Origin of the sequence: Pseudarthrobacter sp. AB1, assembly GCF_014926485.1 — a bacterium.
Classification (GTDB): domain Bacteria; phylum Actinomycetota; class Actinomycetes; order Actinomycetales; family Micrococcaceae; genus Arthrobacter.
This window is the reverse complement of record NZ_PZKO01000044.1, coordinates 1-17,799: the sequence shown is the minus strand read 5'-3', so window position 1 is coordinate 17,799 and position 17,799 is coordinate 1. Positions and strand designations below refer to the sequence as shown.

Genomic DNA, 17,799 nt, shown 5'->3' with positions numbered 1-17,799 from the left:
CCCGCCACCCCGCCGGTCTGAGGGGCGCACCCGAGGTGGTCACACCGTCGTCGGAAATTACCGCTGTTCGGGAAGTACGGCAGTGTCCGCTTCCTCACTGGCTGCCTGCGCGACGGCGATGCCGGCCGCCGCGGCAAGGTTCCGCTCCTCGATGAGCTCCTGAAGCCAGAAGTAGGACGCCTTCGGCGTGCGCTCCAGGGTCTCGAAATCAACATGCAGCAGGCCGAACGGCTGTTTGTAGCCTGCCGACCATTCAAAATTGTCCATGAGTGACCACACGTAGTAGCCGCGGAGGTCTATGCCCTCCGCTTCGCCGCCGGGAGCCGTGGCCTTCAGCGCCGACTCGATGTGGTCCGACAGGTATTTCAGCCGCCGCTCATCCGGAATGAAGGTGGTGTTGGTGGACTTGTCGCGAACGATGATGTCCTCAAAACTGGCCCCGCCCTCGGTGATGATCACCGGTGGCAGATGCGGGTAACGCTCCGCCATTTCCTTCAGAGCCACTCCCATGTACTCGGGCTTCACCGGCCAGCCGTAGGCGGTGACATCCGCTTCGGGCCAGGCCTCCACGTGGAACGGCGTGGAGCCGTTGCCGGCTGAACTCAGGTCGCTGCCCATGGCCTCCGCCATGGTGGCCGGCACCGCCCCGTCGCCGGGACCGACGGCTACCTTGGTGGGCATGTAGTAGTTCAGTCCGTAGAAATCCAGCGGCTGCGAGATGATTTCCATGTCCTCGTCCGGATGCTCGAAGGAGCCGAAGAACTTCGCGGCGCGGATGATATCCGGATATTGGCCCGTGAGAACTGGGTCCGCGTACAGCCGGTTCTGTGCAATGTCCATCAGGCCGGCGCTGATCCGGTCCAGGGGGTTGATGGAGTTCGGGACCATGGGCGAGTACACGTTGGTCATCCCGATCTCGCCCGGGACCCCCGCCGCCCGCAATGCCTGCAGCGCGAGCCCATGGCCCAGAAGCTGGTGGTGCACGGTGGGCAACGCCTTGAGCATAAGGGCTTCGCCCGGCGAGTGCAGGCCCATGGTGTAGCCGTTGGTGCTGACTGTGGCGGGCTCGTTGATGGTGACCCAACGGGCAACACGGTCGCCGTACGCAGCAGCGGCAATCGCGGCGAACTCGCCGAGACGATGGGCGGTATCGCGATTCATCCAGCCGCCGGCGTCGTCCAATGCCAGCGGAGTGTCCCAGTGATAGAGGGTGACCATGGGCGAAATACCGTTGGCCAGGAGCTCGTCCAGGAGCCGGTCGTAGAAGTCCAGCCCGGCAGAGTTCACCGGGCCACTGCCGTTGGGCTGGATCCGCGGCCAGGACAGCGAGAACCGGTACGAGTCGACGCCCAGCTGCTTCATGAGGGCAACATCGCCGGGCATGCGGTGATAGTGGTCGCAGGCCACAGCCGGGCTGTGGCCATCCACGATGGCGCCTTCCTTGGCCGAAAACACGTCCCAGCCCGCCGGGCCCCTGCCATCCTCGGTGAGCGCGCCCTCGATCTGGAAGGCCGCCGAGGCCACTCCCAACGTGAAGTCCGCCGGGATGATGGCGGCCAGGTCCCTAGCGGAAATGTGCATGGATTCAGTCCTTCGTGACCGAGAAAGCGTGGAACGGGTACGTCCCAGAATGACATACGGCCGGGCTGCTGACGAGCGTCACTGCTAGGGACTGTTCCCCAGTTTCCACTGACCCAGCCCGACTACACCAAACGTTGCCGTAGGACCTGATACGCAGCGCCAGGCGGTGGCCATGGGGCTCTGGCTCTTCAGCTTCGAAGGACACAAGCTGGCGGTCTTCCAGCGCGACGCGGACCCGCGGACCGGGCGTCAAACGGCCACCGTGGAAGTGCTGGCCACCGGTCCGGAACAGCCAACGGGTTCCTGGCCGACTTCCGTGTCCGGATGGACAACCACAGCGTCCTCAAGGGCCAGGTCATCTCCCTGGTCATGTCCGAGTATGGGCCGAGCACGGCCGGAGTGACGTTCCACCACCGCCCCAGCCTCCCGGCGTCGGACGTCATCATGCCCGACGGCCTGCTGCAGAAGATCGCCCCGGTGTCCGATTCACATCCGGCTGCAGCCGTGGAGGACCTGATGGCCGACGCCGAAACCTCACCCGCAGCCTGCTGGGCAGCGGCACGGACGCGGCCGGCTCATTGTGAGCCGAAGAGGAACTCCTTGGCGTGCGCCACGGCCTTCCGGAAGGCATCGTTCCGGAGCGTGACGAGCTGCTCCGCGTCGCCATCTGCCGGCTCCAGATAGCCGGTGTATCCGGGCCGCAGCACCCAGACGTCGCCGGCGGGCGGAAGATAGAACACCCCAAACGACCGCTGCTGCCCGTCCTCGGTGGTCCATACGGGAACCACTGCCAGGGCCGCGCCGGTGGCAGGGTTGATCCATTGGGCCCGGGGCACCGGTTCTTCGTGGGCTTCGGGGTCCAGGAAGGGCGCAGTGCCCTTGCCCCAGCGCTGTTCGAAGCGTTCGTGGAAGGCAGAGATCAGGTGGGAGTCGTAGCGGCGCCAGTCGCTCATTGGTTTATCCGCCTCCTCGCGGTGATGGCTGTCGTCTTAGGGTTCATGCCCACGGCCCGCTTTCCCAGCGCACCGGCATGATCCTGATGGTGTTGCCGGCCGGGACGTACCGGTTGCTGACCTTCCGGACCGGGATGACGGTCGGGGTGCCACCCGGCGCACTTGTTCTGTTGCGGCTCCGGCCGTAGGCCGCGCGCCGCGCCGGGTCTCCGAGCACAGCGTAGGCCTGCATGATCCGCGGCAGCTCTCCATCATCGACGTCGCGGTCACCCACTGGGCTGCCGTCGATATCGGGGTGGTGGGTGCGCATCAGCGCCCGGTAGGCACGGGAAATCTCCTGCTGGCTGGCATCGGGTTTCACCCTCAGGGCGGCGTAGTAGTCCGGCTGGCTGGTCATGGCGGTACTTCCCGGGCAATCTTACGGCGACGGAGCCGGGGCACCGGCTGCAACCGGTGCCCCGGCAGTCCGGGCCTACCTACCGATCTCGTGCAGGGACCCCTGCTTGTTTTCGATCTCGATCCTGCGCGGCTTAGCCTGCTCCGACACCGGGATGCGCAGCGTCAGGACGCCCTGGTCGTAGCTGGCCTTGATGTTGTCCGCATCAAGGGTGTCACCCAGGATCAGCTGGCGGCTGAACACTCCGCGCGGCCGCTCTGAGGCCACCAGTTCCACATTGGGCTGCGTGGGATCCTGGCGCTCCGCCCGGACAGTCAGTACGTTGCGTTCAACGTTGAGGTCCACCGAATCGGTCTTGACACCCGGGAGGTCGAACGCCACCACGAACTCGCCGTCCTCCTGCCAGGCGTCCATAGGCATGGCCGCCGGCCGGGCGGCGGTTCCGAAGACCTGCTGGGCGAGCCGGTCCAGCTCACGGAACGGGTCCGTACGCATCAACATCATTTCTCACTCCTTCAGTTTGAGATGTTGAATCCAGTTCATCTACCCACCCTCAGTTATCTGTGTTGGTGGATATAGATTTTTTATAGCACTCGTGCGAGACTGATGCAACACCACGGGAGGGAATTTTGGAGTGGACGCGGTCGGTGGAACACCAGCACGAAAACCGGGTCCTCGGGCCGGGCAGGCACTGTATGCCATCTCTGTGGCGGCAAAGCTGGCAGGGACCGGGCAGCAGAACATCAGACTCTACGAGACTAAAGGCCTGATCCTGCCGGAGCGAACGGCCGGGGGCACGCGTCAGTATAGTGATGCGGATGTCGCCCTGCTCCTGCACATCGGGGAACTCCTGGATCAGGGACTCAATCTTGCCGGCATCGCCAAAGTATTGGAGCTCGAGGTAGCGAACGCCGAACTACGCCTAGCCCTCAGACGGGCCAGGTCACGACCGGACGCGTAGCGGCCACGGTCCCGGCGTCGCTCAGGCCCTGCTCCCGCCCGCCAGCCGGTAGGACTCCGCCAGCAGTTCGCCGAGTTCCTCGGTGCCTATACGGGCCAGCCGGACCAGCACCAGCTGCGGCGATCGCTCATGGTGCCGGGTCCAGAAGTACGTCTCGGGTTCCGTGCCGGCCAGCGCCTCCCGCTCGGTTGTCTTCACCGTCAGCACCCCGTCCTCCCACATGCGTGCCATCAGCGTCTTCGCGAACCAGGCGGGCTGGTCCCAGCTGCTGCGCTCGGTGACACCGGGGAGTGCCAGGCACATGCTCCGCACATCATCCTCGGTTGCCATCGCGGCTAATCTCCCGGCGCGTCCGCTTTGGAGAGCTCGCCCGTGATCCGTTCGCCGGGGATTCGGGCGGTCCGCCACGTATCCAGTGCGATGACGGCACCGAGGATCAGGAGCGAAAGCGTAATCGAGGCAAGGGCGTCGCTGAACCAGTGGTAGCCGAGGTACAGGCGGCTCACAGCGGCGAGAACTATGCCGATGCCCGCACCAACGAAGCCGAAGGCTGCCGACGTCGGGTTTTCCCGCCGCGAGAAGACGAGGAACGTGGTCACCAGCAGGAAGTCGCTGGCACCCAGGACGTGGCCGGACGGGAACGAGAAAGTGTGGTCGGCGCCGAACAGCATCAGGTCCACGGGCGGCCGCGAGCGCTGGACGATCGCCAGGATGATCTGCGATATCACGACACCGGTGAGCATGGCGGCGGCGAGCATAATGGGCCGCCAGGCGTGCTTGGCCGCGAACCCCCAGACCACCGTCACCACCAGCACGATGACCGGCAGGGCGACGGGACCGAAGACTACGGCGAGGAATATCATAGCGGCAGTGAGGGTCTCGGACCGGAGCGAGAGCAGCCAGTTGCGGATGGATTCGTCGGGACCCCACGGGCCGGTGTTGCTCTGCAGGACGCCCATCAGCGTAACGACGAACAGCAGGGCCCCCACGGCCATAAGGACCACCGCAGTCCGGTACAGAGCCGTGCGCGCGGCCGGTTCCATAAAGCGTTCCTCCACCACGAACTTGTCATGGAAGGTTCGCCAAAGAGTGTTCTTGCGTGCCTGTTCTGCCACTGTGTTTCCGTCCGTGCGCCGTTGAGGAGTCCTAAGGTGAAGATTATCCCTTCTGCCCGGCGCCGGGCCCACTCAGCCCGGCCGTTTGCCGTGCCGCCGGGCTTGTCAGCCTGCCGGGGTAGCCTGACTCAGTGGGTGTGATGAATGAGTTGATCAACAGGCAGGGCGTGGATGCACTCGCCGGAATCCTGGCCGTGACCGCTCCGGCCACGGCTTGGCCGCACGTTGCTGCCGCCGCGGCGCACTTGGACGGGTTGAGCCTTCGCGGCCGTACGGATGCGGTCAGCAGGGCGCTGCTGGCGGACGTGCGGGAGCTTCCAGATCCGGGATATCCGACGGCGGCGCGCACCTTCCGGAGTGCTCTTTCCAACGCCGGTTTCTCGGGGTGGATCCTCTGGCCAGTGTCCGAGGCCGCCGTCACGCTGGCGCTTGAAACACGGGACGGGTTGAAATCCCGCCACGACTTTGACGACTGCCTGGCCTTCTTGGCCGAACTGACCCCGAGGCTCACCGGCGAGTTCGCCATCCGCCGGCTGCTGGCCGCTGACCTGGAGCGTTCCATGCAGATTATCCAGGGCTGGACCGGGCATCCGGACGAGCATGTCCGGCGGCTGGCCAGCGAGGGGACGCGGCCGTACCTCCCCTGGGCGGTGCGGGTACCCGCCGTCGTGCTCCATCCGGAGGCGTCCCTCCCGATTCTGGACGCATTGTACCGGGACCCTTCGGAGTACGTGCGGCGGTCGGTGGCGAACCACCTCAACGATGTGGCGCGGCACGCGCCAGCTCTGGTAGTGGCGACGGCGGCTCGCTGGCTATCCGCGCCGGACGCCAACACCGCATGGGTGGTCAGGCATGGCCTGCGGACTTTGATCAAGAAGGCCCACCCCGGCGCGCTCGCGCTGCAGGGGTTCGCGCCGGCGTCGGTGGCTGTCTCGGGTCCCCGGCTGGACCGGAACTCGGTGGCCATGCCGGGTGAACTGGCTTTCGACTTCGCAATCGCCAACACCGGTAACTGCGATGCCCGGCTCGCCATTGACTATGTGGTCCATTACGTCAAAGCCAACGGCACGCAATCGGCCAAGGTCTTCAAGCTTGCGGCGCTCACCCTCGCCGCCGGTGAGACCCGCACACTCTCGAAGCGTCACGCCTTCCGGCAGATGACCACCCGCGTGCACCATGCGGGGGTCCATGCCCTTGAGCTGCAAATCAACGGGATCCGGCACGGACATACGGAGTTCGAGCTGCACCTCTGAGGTGGGAGGCACTGCGGGTACCTGTATCAACAGCCACTCCTCCGCATGCGGAATGTGCGGTTGGCTAGTAAGGGAAACACCCGGGCTCCGGCCCCTGACGAAGTGCTGAGGAAACGAAAATGCGAGCAACCATCATGTATGGCGCCGGCGACGTGCGCGTGGAGAACGTGCCTGACCCCGTCATCCAGAATCCGACCGACGCCATCGTGCGGATCGTCAATTCCTGTATCTGCGGCTCCGACCTGCACCCTTACCACGGCATGCCCGCGTCCAGGCAGGGCAGCCCCATGGGCCACGAGTTCATCGGCGTCGTCGAGGAAACGGGCAAGGACGTCTCCACCCTGAAGAAGGGGCACTTCGTCATCGCCCCGTTCGCTTGGTCCGACGGGACCTGCGATTTCTGCCGCGAAGGCCTGCAGACCTCCTGCCGCCACGGCGGGTTCTGGGCCTCCGGCGGGATCGGCGGCGCCCAGGCCGAGGCCGTCCGCGTGCCTTTCGCCGATGGCACCCTGGTCAAGGCCCCGGTGGGCGAGGACAGCGAGCTGCTGCCGTCCCTACTGACCCTTTCCGACGTCTACGGCACCGGCTACCACGCCGCCATCAAGGCGGGCGTCAACGCCCGGACCACTGTCACGGTCATCGGTGACGGCGCCGTCGGGCTGATGGCGGTGCTGTCCGCCAAGCAGCTCGGCGCCGAGCAGATCATCCTGATGGGCCGGCACAAGGCCCGCACTGACCTGGGCCTCGAATACGGCGCCACTGACGTGGTCGCCGAACGCGGTGAGGCCGGCATCGAGAGGGTCCGCGAGCTCAGCGGCGGCGACGGAACCCACACCGTTCTTGAGTGCGTGGGGCACCGCCCGGCGTACGACCAGGCCCTCGGCGTCATCCGCCCGGGCGGCGTCATCAGCCGCGTGGGAGTGCCCCAGTACGAGGACGCCCCGATCGGTTTCGGCTCCATGTTCGGCCCGAACATCACGCTCACCGGCGGCCCCGCCCCGGTCCGCGCCTACATCGAGACGCTCCTGCCCGGCGTCCTTGACGGCACCGTCAACCCGGGCAAGGTGTTTGACCGGACCATCAGCCTGAACGAGGTCCCCGACGGCTACCGCGCAATGGATTCCCGCGAGGCCCTGAAGGTCCTGGTCCGGCTCACTGGGCAGCTCCATGGACTGGTAGTTCAGGTCAAGGTCACCCACTACCGGGTGATGCAACCGCTTGAGCCCGCTGCGGTGGAAGACAACATCCCGGGAAGCCCAACGGTCTCTGAACAGCTCGCTCTGCGTCGACAGCTCGCCGACGAGGCGGATCAGCTCGGGGTCATGCGGATGGCGGCCTGCTTCAAGCCGGAGCATGGCCGCGGCATCGTTGACGATCTGATCGTAGTCACGCCAGAACTCCCGGGCCGCCGGGTCAAGGTAGGTAAAGCGGGTGGTGTTCACAGGCCGGTGCGCGCTTTGGAAAACGGGCGAGTAAAGGGCACGCCCCATCCGGTTGGCAGCCAGGATGTCGTGGCGGCCGTTGCGAACCCACGCCGGCGCGTCAGCCATCGCGTCGAGCACCTGCTGGACCTCGGGCCGGACCGTACTGGAAGGTTTACTGCCGCTCCTGCGGACCGGACCGGCGGCGCGGGCGAGGTCAAAAAGATGCTCCCGCTCGGCTTCGTCCAGCTTCAGCGTGCGCGCGAGAGAATCCAGAACGCTTTCCGACGCCCCGGCGAGGTTGCCGCGCTCCAGCCGCACGTAGTAATCCACGGAAACACCGGCCAGCATCGCCACTTCCTCACGCCGCAGGCCAGCGACCCGCCGATTCCCGCCGTATGCAGGCAACCCAGCCTGCTCCGGCGAAATCCGCGCCCGCCGGGAACTTAGAAACTCCTTTATGTCCGCGCGCACATCTCCCATACCCCTACGGTAAGCGCCTGCGGTCGCGGGCGGCAGGCACTGTCAGTACCTGCCTGCTCCGCGCCCCGGCCAAGCCCCGGCTGCTACCGCTGGGTGGTTCCGCTGGCGGTGGCGCCCAGCATGGCGAGCTCGGCCCGGCTGGGCAGGCCCTCCCAGTCGCCGGCAGTGCTGACGGCGAAGGCTCCCATAACGGAGGCGCGTTGCAGGCGGCCGGCAACGTCCTCGCCGTCGAGCAGGGCAGAGAGGTAGCCGGCGGTGAACGCGTCCCCCGCGCCCACGGTATCGATGCTGGTCACTGCTACAGCGGGAGCCTCGAACCGTCCGGAGGCGGTGTGGACGCCGGCGCCGGCGGCACCCCGCTTGACCACCACTTCCCCGACCCCCTGCTCCAGCAACGAGGCAGCGAGGACTGTTTCGGCGTCGTCGTTCTTTAGGGAATTGGAGCCGCTCAGGGCGGCGGACGCAACCAGGTCCAGTTCGTCGTCGGACGCTATCAGGATGCTGACGTGCCGTGCGATGGGTCCCAGCACGGCGCGGGCTTCGTTCCGGGTCCAGAGCCGGCCGCGGTAGTTGACGTCGAGAGAGACCACCACGCCGTCGGCTGCGGCGCGCTCGGCGGCGTATTCAATCGCCTTCCGGGCTTCCGGGCTGAGGGCGGCGGTGATGCCTGTCAGGTGCAGGACGCGCGGGCCGGCCGCGAGGGCACTGTCCACGTCGTCCCGGCTGACGGTAGAACCGGCCGAACCGGCGCGGTAGTAGAAGGCCCGGGTGACGTCGGCGGTCCGCTGTTCGAGGAACATCACGCCCGTGCTGCGGGACGGATCCACCCGGCACTTGGTCCCGATGCCCTCGGAGCGGAGCTGCCGCAGGATGTATTCGCCGTGCGGATCGGCGCCAACTGCACCGGCCCACGTGACGCTGTGGCCCAGCCGGGCGACCCCTACAGCGACGTTCGATTCGGCGCCGGCCACGTGCATGGCCAGGCTGCCGCCGGCGGACAGCGGCCCGGCGGACCGCAGCGACACCATGGATTCGCCGAACGTCAGAAGGTCGACGGCGGCGCTCACCGCACGCCCGCGGCGTCGGTCACTGCCGCGGCCGGCCCGGCGGTCGCTGCGGCAGCCCGGCGGGCAAAGGAGTCCGCCAGGTCCACAAACGCCCGGGCCCGCCCGCGCATCGGGGCGAGGTCCCCGCCGGAGCCGGCGTCGCCAAACAGCGGCCCGCCGAGCCCGACGGCGATCGCGCCGGCTTCCCAGTACCCCGCGGCCTCGTCCAGGCCTACTCCGCCCACCGCGATGAACGGGATACCGGGGAAGGGATCGCGCAGCGCCTTAAGGTAACCCGGGCCACCGACGGAGGCGGGGAACAGCTTGATGGCCGTGGCACCGCGGTTCATCGCTTCGTAGGCCTCGCTGGGCGTCAGGGCCCCGGCCAGGACCGGGATTCCCTGCCGCGCCGATTCTGCGATCGAGTCGGCCAGCGACGGTGTGACCATAAACTGGCCGCCCGCCTCGGCAACGTTGTCCACATCCTGCACGGTCAGAACGGTTCCGCCGCCGACATAGCAGCCGGCCGGTGCGGCAGCGCGGACTTCGCGGATGGCCTCCAGCGCGCCCGGTGTGGTCAGGGCGATTTCGACGAAGCGGAACCCTTCCGCCATGGCGGCGAGGGCGGCCTGCGCCGCGGCCGGCCCGTCCGTGCCGCGCACGATTCCCACGAGCCTTGACTCCCGGATTCCGGCCAGCAGGCCTGTGGCAGTGCTGTCAGTGCTGTCAGAAATGTCCGTGCTGTCAGTCATGTTGTTTACCATTCTGCAAATGCTCCGTCCGAGTGGCGCCAGACCGGCCCGCGCCAGGCATGGCCGCGCTTGTCCGCGGCGCGGACCACGGCCTCGTCGATTTCAATGCCGAGGCCGGGGCCGGTCAGCCGTTCGATATGGCCGTCCACGAACTTCAGCGGGGACTTGTCCACCACGTAGTCCAGGACTTCGGCACCCTTGTTGTAGTGGATTCCGATGCTTTGTTCCTGGATCAGGAAGTTGGGCGTCGCGAAGCCCACCTGCAGGCACGCTGCCAGGGCCAGCGGCCCCAGCGGGCAGTGCGGGGCCAGCTGCACGTCGTAGATTTCGGCGAGCGAGGCAATCTTGCGGACCTCGGTGATGCCGCCGGCGTGCGACAGGTCCGGCTGGGCCACGGCGATCCCGGCCTGCAGGGCCGGCAGGAATTCCTGCCGGCTGTAGAGCCGCTCACCGGTGGAAACCGGCGTCGTGGTCGAAGAGGTGAATTCGCGCAGCAGGTGCGTGTTTTCCGGGACCACGGGTTCCTCGAGGAAGAACGGCCGGTAGGGTTCCAGCAGCGGCGCCACCCGGCGGGCGTTGGCCAGGCTGAAGCGGCCGTGGAAGTCCACCGCGACGTCCCGGTGGTCCCCCAGCACTTCGCGGGCCGCGGCAACACGGCGGACGACGCCGTCGATCTCGGCCACCGAGGCGACGGGGCTCATCCGGCCGCTGGCATTCATCTTGACGGCGGTCAGGCCCACTTCCAGCTGGGCGCTGATCTGGTCTGCCACCTCGTTGGGCTCGTCCCCGCCCACCCAGCCGTACATCCGGATCCTGTCGCGTACGTGGCCGCCCAGGAGCTGGTGCACCGGGGTGTTGAAGTGCTTGCCCGCGATATCCCACAGTGCCTGATCCAGCCCGGAGACGGCACTGGCCAGGATGGGTCCGCCGCGGTAGAAGGAGCCCTTGGTCATGACCTGCCAGTGGTCTTCGATCCGGAGGGCGTCGTTGCCGATCAGCAGCTCCGAGAGCTGCTCGACGGCGGTGCGGACCGTTTCGCTGCGCCCCTCGCAGGTTGCCTCGCCCCAGCCGACAATCCCGCTCCCGGTCTCGATGCGGACAAACAGCCACCGTGGCGCGACGAGGAAGGTTTCAATTCTGCTGATGAGTGTCATGCCGGACCTAGCCCTTGGTAGCTCCGGCGGTCATGCCGGAGACGATGTACTTCTGCGTGAAGAGCGCAATGATCATGATGGGGATGGTCACCACTGTGGCGGCCGCCATCAGCCCGCCCCAGTCGATGCTGGCGTAGGAGACGAAGTCGAAGATGGCCACAGGAAGCGTCTTGGTCTTGGACCCGGAGAGCACCAGGGCGAACATGAAGTTGTTCCACGAGAAGATGAAGGACAGGATGCCTGCAGTGGCCATGCCTGCCACGGACAGCGGCAGCGTGATGCGCTGGAACGCGCCGATGGGGGTCAGCCCGTCCACCTGGGCCGATTCTTCCAGTTCCAGTGGGAGCGAATCGAAGTAGCTCATCATGATGTAGACGATCAGCGGCAGGGCAACGAACATGTGGCTGAGGATCAGCACCTCGAACCCGCCAACCATTTTCAGGTTGGAGAACACGTAGTACCAGGGAACCAGCAGCGAAACACCCGGGATGACGCGGGCCATGAGCACCACCAGCGCCGAGCGGTGCATGGTGAACCGGCTCATGGCGTACGCGGCCGGGACGCCCAGCACCAGGGACAGGGCCGTTGAGACAAAAGCCACCCAGAAGCTGTTGAAGATGAAGACGAAGTAGTTGTTGCGCTGCAGCACGTTTGCGTAGTTCTCGAACGTGGGGCTGAAGATGAACGATTTGGCGGTGTCGTAGATGTCCACGTTCGTCTTCAGCGATGCCAGCAGCATCCAGAACAGCGGCGCGACCAGGAACAGCACCACGGCGATGAGGGCGGCAACTCGGAACACCTTGTAGGCACGGGTTCCGAGGGGCTTCTTTGCGCGCCGGACCGACAGGGGCCGCAGGTCGGATGTTTGGTTTTCGGTCAGGACGGTCATTTGCTTACCGCTTTCTTGCGCATGGTCAGCAGCCACATGGAGCCGATGATGATCATGAAGAACAGGATCAGCACCGCGGAGGACAGCCCGTACTGGTTGTAGTCGAAGCTCAGCCCGTAGGCGTAGACGTTGAGGGTCTCCACCTCGTGGAAGGACCCGCCGCCTTTGCCCTTGGTGGCGTACAGGATGTCGAAGGTCTTCAGGGCGTCGATGCCCCGGAGCAGGATGGCCACGATCACGGTGGGCATCATGAGCGGCAGGGTGATGAAGAAGAAGCGCTGGAACGCGTTGGCGCCGTCCATGCGGGCTGCTTCGTCGGGCTCCTCGGAGAGGGAGGTCAGGCCAGCGAGCAGGATCAGCACCACCATGGGGGTCCACTGCCACACGTCCATGAAGATGGTAGTGCCGAGCGCGGTGTCCTGGCCGGAGAGCCAGGGCTGGGCCGGGATGCCCACAGCGGCCAGCAGCTGGTTCGCGAACCCGATGTTGGGGTCGAAGATCAGCCGCCACATCATACCGACGGCTACCGGGGTGGCCACGAGCGGCAGCAGAATGGCCACCCGGACCCACTTTTCACCGCGGAAGGGACGCCAGAGCAGCAGGGCGATGCCCATGCCGAGCGCAACTTCACAGACCAGGGCAACGCCGGTGAAGGTGAGTGTGCGGCCCACCGCAGGCCAGAAACGTTCGACGTCGGACAGGACCGTCATGTAGTTTTCCAGCCCGATGAACTCGGTGGCTGCGCGGACGGAGCCCTGCGAATCGGTGAGGCTCAGGTACAGCGTCCAGGCCAGCGGGAAGATGATCAGGACGCCTACGAAGGCCATCGCCGGGGCTGCGAAGAGCCATTTGCGGTGCCGGTTGGCCCAGTCAGAGAATTTGTCGCGGCCGCTGGGGGCACGCCCTGATTTCCGGGCTGCGCTGCGGGGAGAAGTCATTACAGACATGGTTCACCTAAGGAGTTGGGGGGTGAAGAGCGGCCCGGACGGGACGGCAGCGTTACTGCCGTCCCACCGGGGCTTTTGGGTGCACCGGGCCTTATTGCCTGGGGCCCGGTGCACCGCGTGCGTTACTTCTTTTCGCTGTCCAGGAACTTCTGGAAGGCCTCATGGGCCGACTCCGCCGCGGCAGAGGCGTCGGCGCCGGTGATGCTGGCAACGATCGGCTCGCCCACGATTTCGCGGGCCTTGCCGACCGTGACTACCTCGGGACGGTCGTGGCCCACACCGTTTTTGGCGCTAACGGCAATGGCTTCAGCCAAGTCCTTCGGGTACGTGGAAGTTCCCGCGGAGTCAGCCCAGACGGAGGCGCGGGGTCCGGGGACGCCGGCCTTCTGTGCGGCCAGGGTGCGTTCCTTGCTGGTGGCCCACTGGATGAATTTCCAGGCATTGTCCTGGTTGCCGGAAGCCTCGTTCACGGCCAGGCCCCACGACGGGATGTTGTACGGCTTGGAACCGGCGGGACCGGCAGGCAGTGCGGCGAACCCGACAGTGTCGGCAACTTTGGACTTGGCCGGATCGGTGGCGTTCTTGTAGAGCGAGTCTGCCTCCGTGTAGAAGGCCGCCTTGCCCTGCGTGAAGATTGCCATCGCCTCGGGCCAGCTCATGTCCGTGCTGACGTTGGCGGGGCCGTAGTTCCTGATCAGGCCGCCGTAGTAGGCGTAGGCCTCTTTGGCAGCGGCCGAGTTGACCGTGGACTTGCCGCTGGAATCGGTGAAGTCGCCGCCGAAGCTGTAGAGGAAGCTGGAGAACTGGGTGACGGCAGCGGACTTGCCGGTGCGGGCCACAAAGCCGGCGGTGTCCGGGTTGGCTTCCTTGATGGCCTTGGCGGCCGCTTCAAGCTCGTCCATGGTCTTGGGGACCTCAAGGCCAGCGGCCTTGAGCAGGTCCTTGCGGTAGTAAAGGACTTCGCGCTCGGTGATAATGGGGACGCCCACCACCTTGCCGTCAGCCGTGGTGGCCTTGACCGGGCCCTCCTGGTAGTCCTTCCAGTCCCAGCCGGAATCCGAGGAGACCTTGCTGGTCAGGTCCGCGAGGTAGCCGTTCTTCGCGAATGCCTTGCCCTCCTGGAGCGGGCGGTACATCATCACGTCGATCTCGTCGCTGCCTGCGTTGAGCTTGACGTTGTACTGGTCCGAGAGCTGGTCTTCGCCGAGCTGGGTCAGCTCCACCTTGAGCCCGGAGGACTTTTCAAATTCCGGGATGGCGGCCTTGATGCCTTCGGTCCACACGTGGTTTGCGAGGGTTACCCGGACGATGCCGGATTCCTTTGCGTCGCTGCTGCCGCTGCCGCCGCAGGCGGTCAGCCCCATTGAAAGTGCCGCGGCGACTGCCGCGTATTTCATTACTGAACGTCGCTTCATGACGACTCCCTTGGTTCGAGGCTGACGTCACTGTCCAGCCATCTACAAATGCATCTTTACATCTGCTCTGGAAGAGAGCATAGGTAAATAAGGCAGACTTAAACAACCCCTTTCGGCAACCAGTATGATTTATCTATGAAAACCCCAAAGGCGGAGTCCCCTACTGACCGGCATACTTCGTTGGTCCAGAGCCTGGGGCTCGCCATTGCCGAGGGGTCCCTCGCGCCGAATTCGGTAGTGCGGCTGGACGAGCTGGAGGCGCAGCACAAGGTGTCCCGCTCCGTGGTCCGGGAAGCCGCCCGGGTTCTGTCATCCAAAGGCATGCTGGCATCCCGCAGGCGGTTCGGCACTGTCGTGCAGCCAGAAGAGGCCTGGAATCTTTACGATCCCCAGGTGATCCGCTGGCGGCTGGCCTCGTCCCGGCGGTTGGAACAGCTGCAGGCGCTGAACGAGCTTCGCGGCGCGATCGAACCGCAGGCCGCCCGGCTAGCGGCCGGACGGGCGTCCTGGGACGCCGGCAGCGATCTGGTCTCCCTGGCAGCTCGGTTGTGGTCGGCCGGCCAGCGCGGCGACAGCGACGATTTCCTCCGGCTGGACGTGGAATTCCATGCCGCCGTCCTCAAGGCATCCGGCAACGCCATGTTTGCCCAGTTCCAGACACTTGTGGCCGAGGTCCTCACCGGCCGGACGGAGCACGGGCTGATGCCCCACCTGCCGCATCACGAAGCGCTGCAGCTGCACGTTGACGTGGCCAGCGCCATCCAGCGGGGAGAAGCCGCCGCCGCGCATGCCGCCATGAGCAGGATCGTGGAACAGTTCGCCGAAGAAGTTGGCCATATCTGGTCCGAGCACCACCAGGGCGAGGCGCCGGACGCGCCCCGGCAGCAAACAACCCCTCAGCACACAACAGAGGCCGACGGCGCCCCCCAATTGCCGCCGTCGGCCTCCTCTTCCCACGCGGACAGCTAGATCGAACCCGTGGTGAACTGCCATGTCCGGGTGGCCAGCTGATTGCCTGCGAGGTCACGGATGGACGCCCCGCCACCGGTGACTGTCACCGTGTATTTCGTCTTGGCCGTCAGGGCGTTCTGCGGGTCCAGAATCCATTGGTTGCTGGTTCCGTTGCGGTAAACGGCGGCCGGGACGAGGGCCCCGGTCGCGGCGTTCTTCACCGTGAATGTGGCCGTGCTGACACCTTGGACCGGCTCGCTGAAGGTCACCGAAAGGTTGTTGTTCCGCCTGACCAGGATGGAGTTACTGCCCGGCGTGAAACCCGTGACCGTGGGCGCCGGGCCGGTGGTGAACGTCCAGCTCGTGGTGGCCAACGGCGTGCCCGCGGGGTCCCGGATAGCGGTGGTGCCGCCCACCAGCGTGGCCGTGTAGGTGACATCCGCGGCCAGGTTCGCGGACGGATCGAGGGTGGCCGTTGTGGTTGCGGCGTTATAGCTCACCGTCGCGGGGATGGCCGTGCCGGCGGCATTCCGGAGCACAAATGTTCCGGCACTGACCCCTTGGACCGCCTTGTTGAAGGTGGCCGTCACGTTGCTGGCCACGGGCACCGCCGTCGACTGTGCTGCGGGTGATTTCGCCGTGACAGTAGGGGCGGGCGCAGGTGCGGGTGCGGGTGCCGGTGCCGCAGCGGCCCCAACATACAGCAGGCGGTTCGGCGTGCCGGTTCCGGCGCCCGTGATGGCACCGGCAGTGCCGTTCGACGTTAATACCGAAGCGACCTGGGCGGGCGTGAGCGCCGGGTTCTGGGACAGCAGCACCGCCGCCGCGCCGGCCGCATGGGGTGCCGCCATGGACGTGCCGGACATTGAGGCGGTTGCCGTAGTGGAAGTGTACGACGCTGAGACAATGCCGACGCCGGGTGCATACAGGTCCACGCAGGAACCGAAGTTGGAGAAGGAAGCCTGGCGGTCGGCCGAATCGCTGGCTGCCACCGTGACCGCAGCCGGGAGCCGCGCCGGCGAGCCCCCGCAGGCGTCCACGGCGGAGTTTCCGGCGGCAACAACTGCAGTAACGCCGTCGGTAATGACACCCTGGAGCGCGGAATCCACGGCCGCGCTGGCCGCCCCGCCCAAGCTCATGTTCACCACGGCGGGCGTTCCTGCCGAGTGGTTGGCGGCGATCCAGTCCAGGCCAGCCACGACGTCGGAGTTGAATCCGGATCCTGTGCAGTCCAGGACCCTGACGGGGACGATCGTCGCCGCCTTGGCCACGCCGTAGGTGGTTCCGGCCACCGTCCCGGCCACATGCGTGCCGTGGCCGTTGCAGTCGCTGGTGCCGCGGCCATCGGCCACGGCCGTCCAGCCTGTTGCCACCCGGCCGGCAAACTCCGTGTGGGCGGCGAGCACGCCCGTGTCCACCACATATGCGCTGACTCCGGCGCCGGCTGCGGTCCAGGAGTAGGAACCCGAGAGCGGCAGTTCCCGCTGGTCCACACGGTCCAACCCCCATGGCGCGGGCTGCTGCGTCGCAGAAACGGTGATGGGCGCATCAACTTCAACTGAAGCGACGCGCGCCGAGCGGGCCAACGCCGCGGCTTGCGCAGGCGTCGCGGTGACCACGGCGCCTCGCAGGGCGTGCGAAAAGGAGCGCCCGACGCCGATGCCCTGCGTTTTCAGGCGCGCCACCTCCGCCGGGACGTCCGTTTCCGCGGCGTAGCGGACCAGGTAGCGGACGCTTGCGGCGGTGCCGGCGGGGGCAGGGGCCGGCTCAACGGCCCCGGCGGGGAGGCCCGAGGCGGACAGTGTCACGGCAGAAATCAGCAGGGCGGCAGCGGGCAGCACAAAACGGAGGGTGCGCATGGTGGGGTCCTAGCGTGGCGGTCTGGATTGATGTTGGCGGCAACAAATCCCCGCCTATCACCAGATCAGGAGCCCGGCACACACCGATGCGGCGAATTGAGCCGATCCTGCGCCAACCCTTCGGCGCCTGCGGAATTCTTGAGGAACCCGGCTTACCCAGGGGCGTAATTGTTAGTCGTCGCCGCTTCAGTCCTCCGTGGGCGTGGTCCGGTTGGAGTGGTAAGTCCGCCACGTATGTTCAGGCTCGAAGCCCAGCAGGCGCCGGGCCTTGTCGATGGACAGCATGGTCTCGTGTTCACCCAACTCCCTGGTCACCGTGACGTCGGGGAACACCTCCGCGGCAAGGCTGGCGCTGGAACGCGTCATCACGGTGTCCGCGTTCGCGACGATGAAAGCCTCGAATCCGGGCTGCCCGTTTTCCAGCGCACGCGCCACAGCCTGCGCGCCGTCGCGCCCGTCAATATAGCCCCAGAGGTTCCACTTGCGCAGCGCGGCGTCGGCATCGAACGACGGGAACCGTTCATAGTCCTCAGGATCCATCACGTTCGAGAACCGCAGGCCCGTGATACTCAACTCCGGATCCCAGCGCGTCAACTGGATCGCCATCTGCTCCTCAAGGTGC

At 66.3% G+C, this 17,799-nt stretch carries 16 protein-coding genes and 3 pseudogenes; 4 read left to right on the top strand and 15 right to left on the bottom strand.

Features of this window, described 5'->3' with window-relative positions; genetic code table 11:
• Positions 1 to 57 precede the first annotated feature (57 nt).
• The 4 genes from DAD99_RS11685 to DAD99_RS11670 all read right to left on the bottom strand — a co-directional run bounded on the left by DAD99_RS11685 (position 58) and on the right by DAD99_RS11670 (position 3,432).
• Positions 58 to 1,581: a glycoside hydrolase family 1 protein gene (locus DAD99_RS11685; protein WP_193341669.1), complete on the bottom strand. Its 1,524-nt coding sequence runs from the start codon at positions 1,579 to 1,581 to the stop codon at positions 58 to 60.
• A gap of 575 nt (positions 1,582 to 2,156) precedes the next feature.
• Positions 2,157 to 2,534: a hypothetical protein gene (locus DAD99_RS11680; RefSeq protein ID WP_193341668.1), complete on the bottom strand. Its 378-nt coding sequence runs from the start codon at positions 2,532 to 2,534 to the stop codon at positions 2,157 to 2,159.
• Positions 2,535 to 2,577: 43 nt separating this feature from the next.
• Positions 2,578 to 2,931, bottom strand: coding sequence for a J domain-containing protein (locus tag DAD99_RS11675; protein ID WP_193341667.1), 354 nt, complete (start codon positions 2,929 to 2,931; stop codon positions 2,578 to 2,580).
• A gap of 75 nt (positions 2,932 to 3,006) precedes the next feature.
• Positions 3,007 to 3,432, bottom strand: a complete 426-nt coding sequence (locus DAD99_RS11670; protein WP_193341685.1) for an Hsp20/alpha crystallin family protein — start codon at positions 3,430 to 3,432, stop codon at positions 3,007 to 3,009.
• Positions 3,433 to 3,565: 133 nt separating this feature from the next.
• On the opposite strand from DAD99_RS11670, the gene DAD99_RS11665 reads away from it, so the two are divergent.
• A complete protein-coding gene (locus tag DAD99_RS11665; protein ID WP_193341666.1) occupies positions 3,566 to 3,892 on the top strand; it encodes a MerR family transcriptional regulator in 327 nt (108 codons plus the stop codon).
• 21 nt (positions 3,893 to 3,913) lie between these two features.
• On the opposite strand, the gene DAD99_RS11660 is transcribed toward DAD99_RS11665, so the two are convergent.
• Entirely contained in the window at positions 3,914 to 4,222 is a 309-nt protein-coding gene (locus DAD99_RS11660) for an MmcQ/YjbR family DNA-binding protein (RefSeq protein WP_193341665.1), read from the bottom strand.
• 5 nt (positions 4,223 to 4,227) lie between these two features.
• On the bottom strand, positions 4,228 to 5,007 hold the full coding sequence (locus tag DAD99_RS11655) for a phosphatase PAP2 family protein (RefSeq protein ID WP_309233253.1): 780 nt from the start codon (positions 5,005 to 5,007) through the stop codon (positions 4,228 to 4,230).
• 140 nt (positions 5,008 to 5,147) lie between these two features.
• Here DAD99_RS11655 and DAD99_RS11650 point away from each other — a divergent pair, with 140 nt between their 5' ends.
• Both DAD99_RS11650 and DAD99_RS21705 read left to right on the top strand, forming a co-directional pair.
• Complete coding sequence (locus DAD99_RS11650) at positions 5,148 to 6,260, top strand: DNA alkylation repair protein (RefSeq protein WP_305072206.1); 1,113 nt, start codon at positions 5,148 to 5,150, stop codon at positions 6,258 to 6,260.
• A gap of 119 nt (positions 6,261 to 6,379) precedes the next feature.
• A pseudogene (locus tag DAD99_RS21705) lies at positions 6,380 to 7,408 on the top strand (zinc-dependent alcohol dehydrogenase family protein); the annotation flags it as partial.
• 48 nt (positions 7,409 to 7,456) lie between these two features.
• Here DAD99_RS21705 and DAD99_RS21700 read toward each other — a convergent pair.
• The 7 genes and pseudogenes from DAD99_RS21700 to DAD99_RS11615 form a co-directional block, all read right to left on the bottom strand.
• Positions 7,457 to 8,032, bottom strand: a pseudogene (locus tag DAD99_RS21700) (helix-turn-helix transcriptional regulator); the annotation flags it as partial.
• A 215-nt stretch (positions 8,033 to 8,247) separates the two neighbouring features.
• On the bottom strand, positions 8,248 to 9,231 hold the full coding sequence (locus DAD99_RS11640) for a sugar kinase (RefSeq protein ID WP_309233252.1): 984 nt from the start codon (positions 9,229 to 9,231) through the stop codon (positions 8,248 to 8,250).
• Complete coding sequence (locus DAD99_RS11635) at positions 9,228 to 9,962, bottom strand: bifunctional 4-hydroxy-2-oxoglutarate aldolase/2-dehydro-3-deoxy-phosphogluconate aldolase (protein WP_227007944.1); 735 nt, start codon at positions 9,960 to 9,962, stop codon at positions 9,228 to 9,230. Before DAD99_RS11635 ends, DAD99_RS11640 begins: the two co-directional genes overlap by 4 nt.
• Before the next feature lie 5 nt (positions 9,963 to 9,967).
• On the bottom strand, positions 9,968 to 11,116 hold the full coding sequence (gene dgoD, locus DAD99_RS11630; RefSeq protein WP_185261592.1) for a galactonate dehydratase: 1,149 nt from the start codon (positions 11,114 to 11,116) through the stop codon (positions 9,968 to 9,970).
• 7 nt (positions 11,117 to 11,123) lie between these two features.
• Positions 11,124 to 12,005, bottom strand: a complete 882-nt coding sequence (locus DAD99_RS11625; protein ID WP_193341662.1) for a carbohydrate ABC transporter permease — start codon at positions 12,003 to 12,005, stop codon at positions 11,124 to 11,126.
• Positions 12,002 to 12,943 (bottom strand): carbohydrate ABC transporter permease, encoded by a 942-nt coding sequence (locus tag DAD99_RS11620; RefSeq protein WP_185261594.1) that lies wholly within the window; start codon positions 12,941 to 12,943, stop codon positions 12,002 to 12,004. The genes DAD99_RS11625 and DAD99_RS11620 overlap by 4 nt, the downstream gene beginning before the upstream one ends.
• 131 nt (positions 12,944 to 13,074) lie before the next feature.
• Complete coding sequence (locus tag DAD99_RS11615; protein ID WP_193341661.1) at positions 13,075 to 14,367, bottom strand: ABC transporter substrate-binding protein; 1,293 nt, start codon at positions 14,365 to 14,367, stop codon at positions 13,075 to 13,077.
• 135 nt (positions 14,368 to 14,502) lie between these two features.
• On the opposite strand from DAD99_RS11615, the gene DAD99_RS11610 reads away from it, so the two are divergent.
• Positions 14,503 to 15,336, top strand: coding sequence for a FadR/GntR family transcriptional regulator (locus tag DAD99_RS11610; protein WP_193341660.1), 834 nt, complete (start codon positions 14,503 to 14,505; stop codon positions 15,334 to 15,336).
• Here DAD99_RS11610 and DAD99_RS11605 read toward each other — a convergent pair.
• Both DAD99_RS11605 and DAD99_RS11600 read right to left on the bottom strand, forming a co-directional pair.
• Positions 15,333 to 17,177 (bottom strand): S8 family serine peptidase, encoded by a 1,845-nt coding sequence (locus tag DAD99_RS11605; protein ID WP_227007943.1) that lies wholly within the window; start codon positions 17,175 to 17,177, stop codon positions 15,333 to 15,335. The genes DAD99_RS11610 and DAD99_RS11605 overlap by 4 nt on opposite strands.
• Positions 17,178 to 17,363: 186 nt before the next feature.
• Positions 17,364 to 17,799 (bottom strand): annotated as a pseudogene (locus DAD99_RS11600) (NAD(P)-dependent oxidoreductase); the annotation flags it as partial.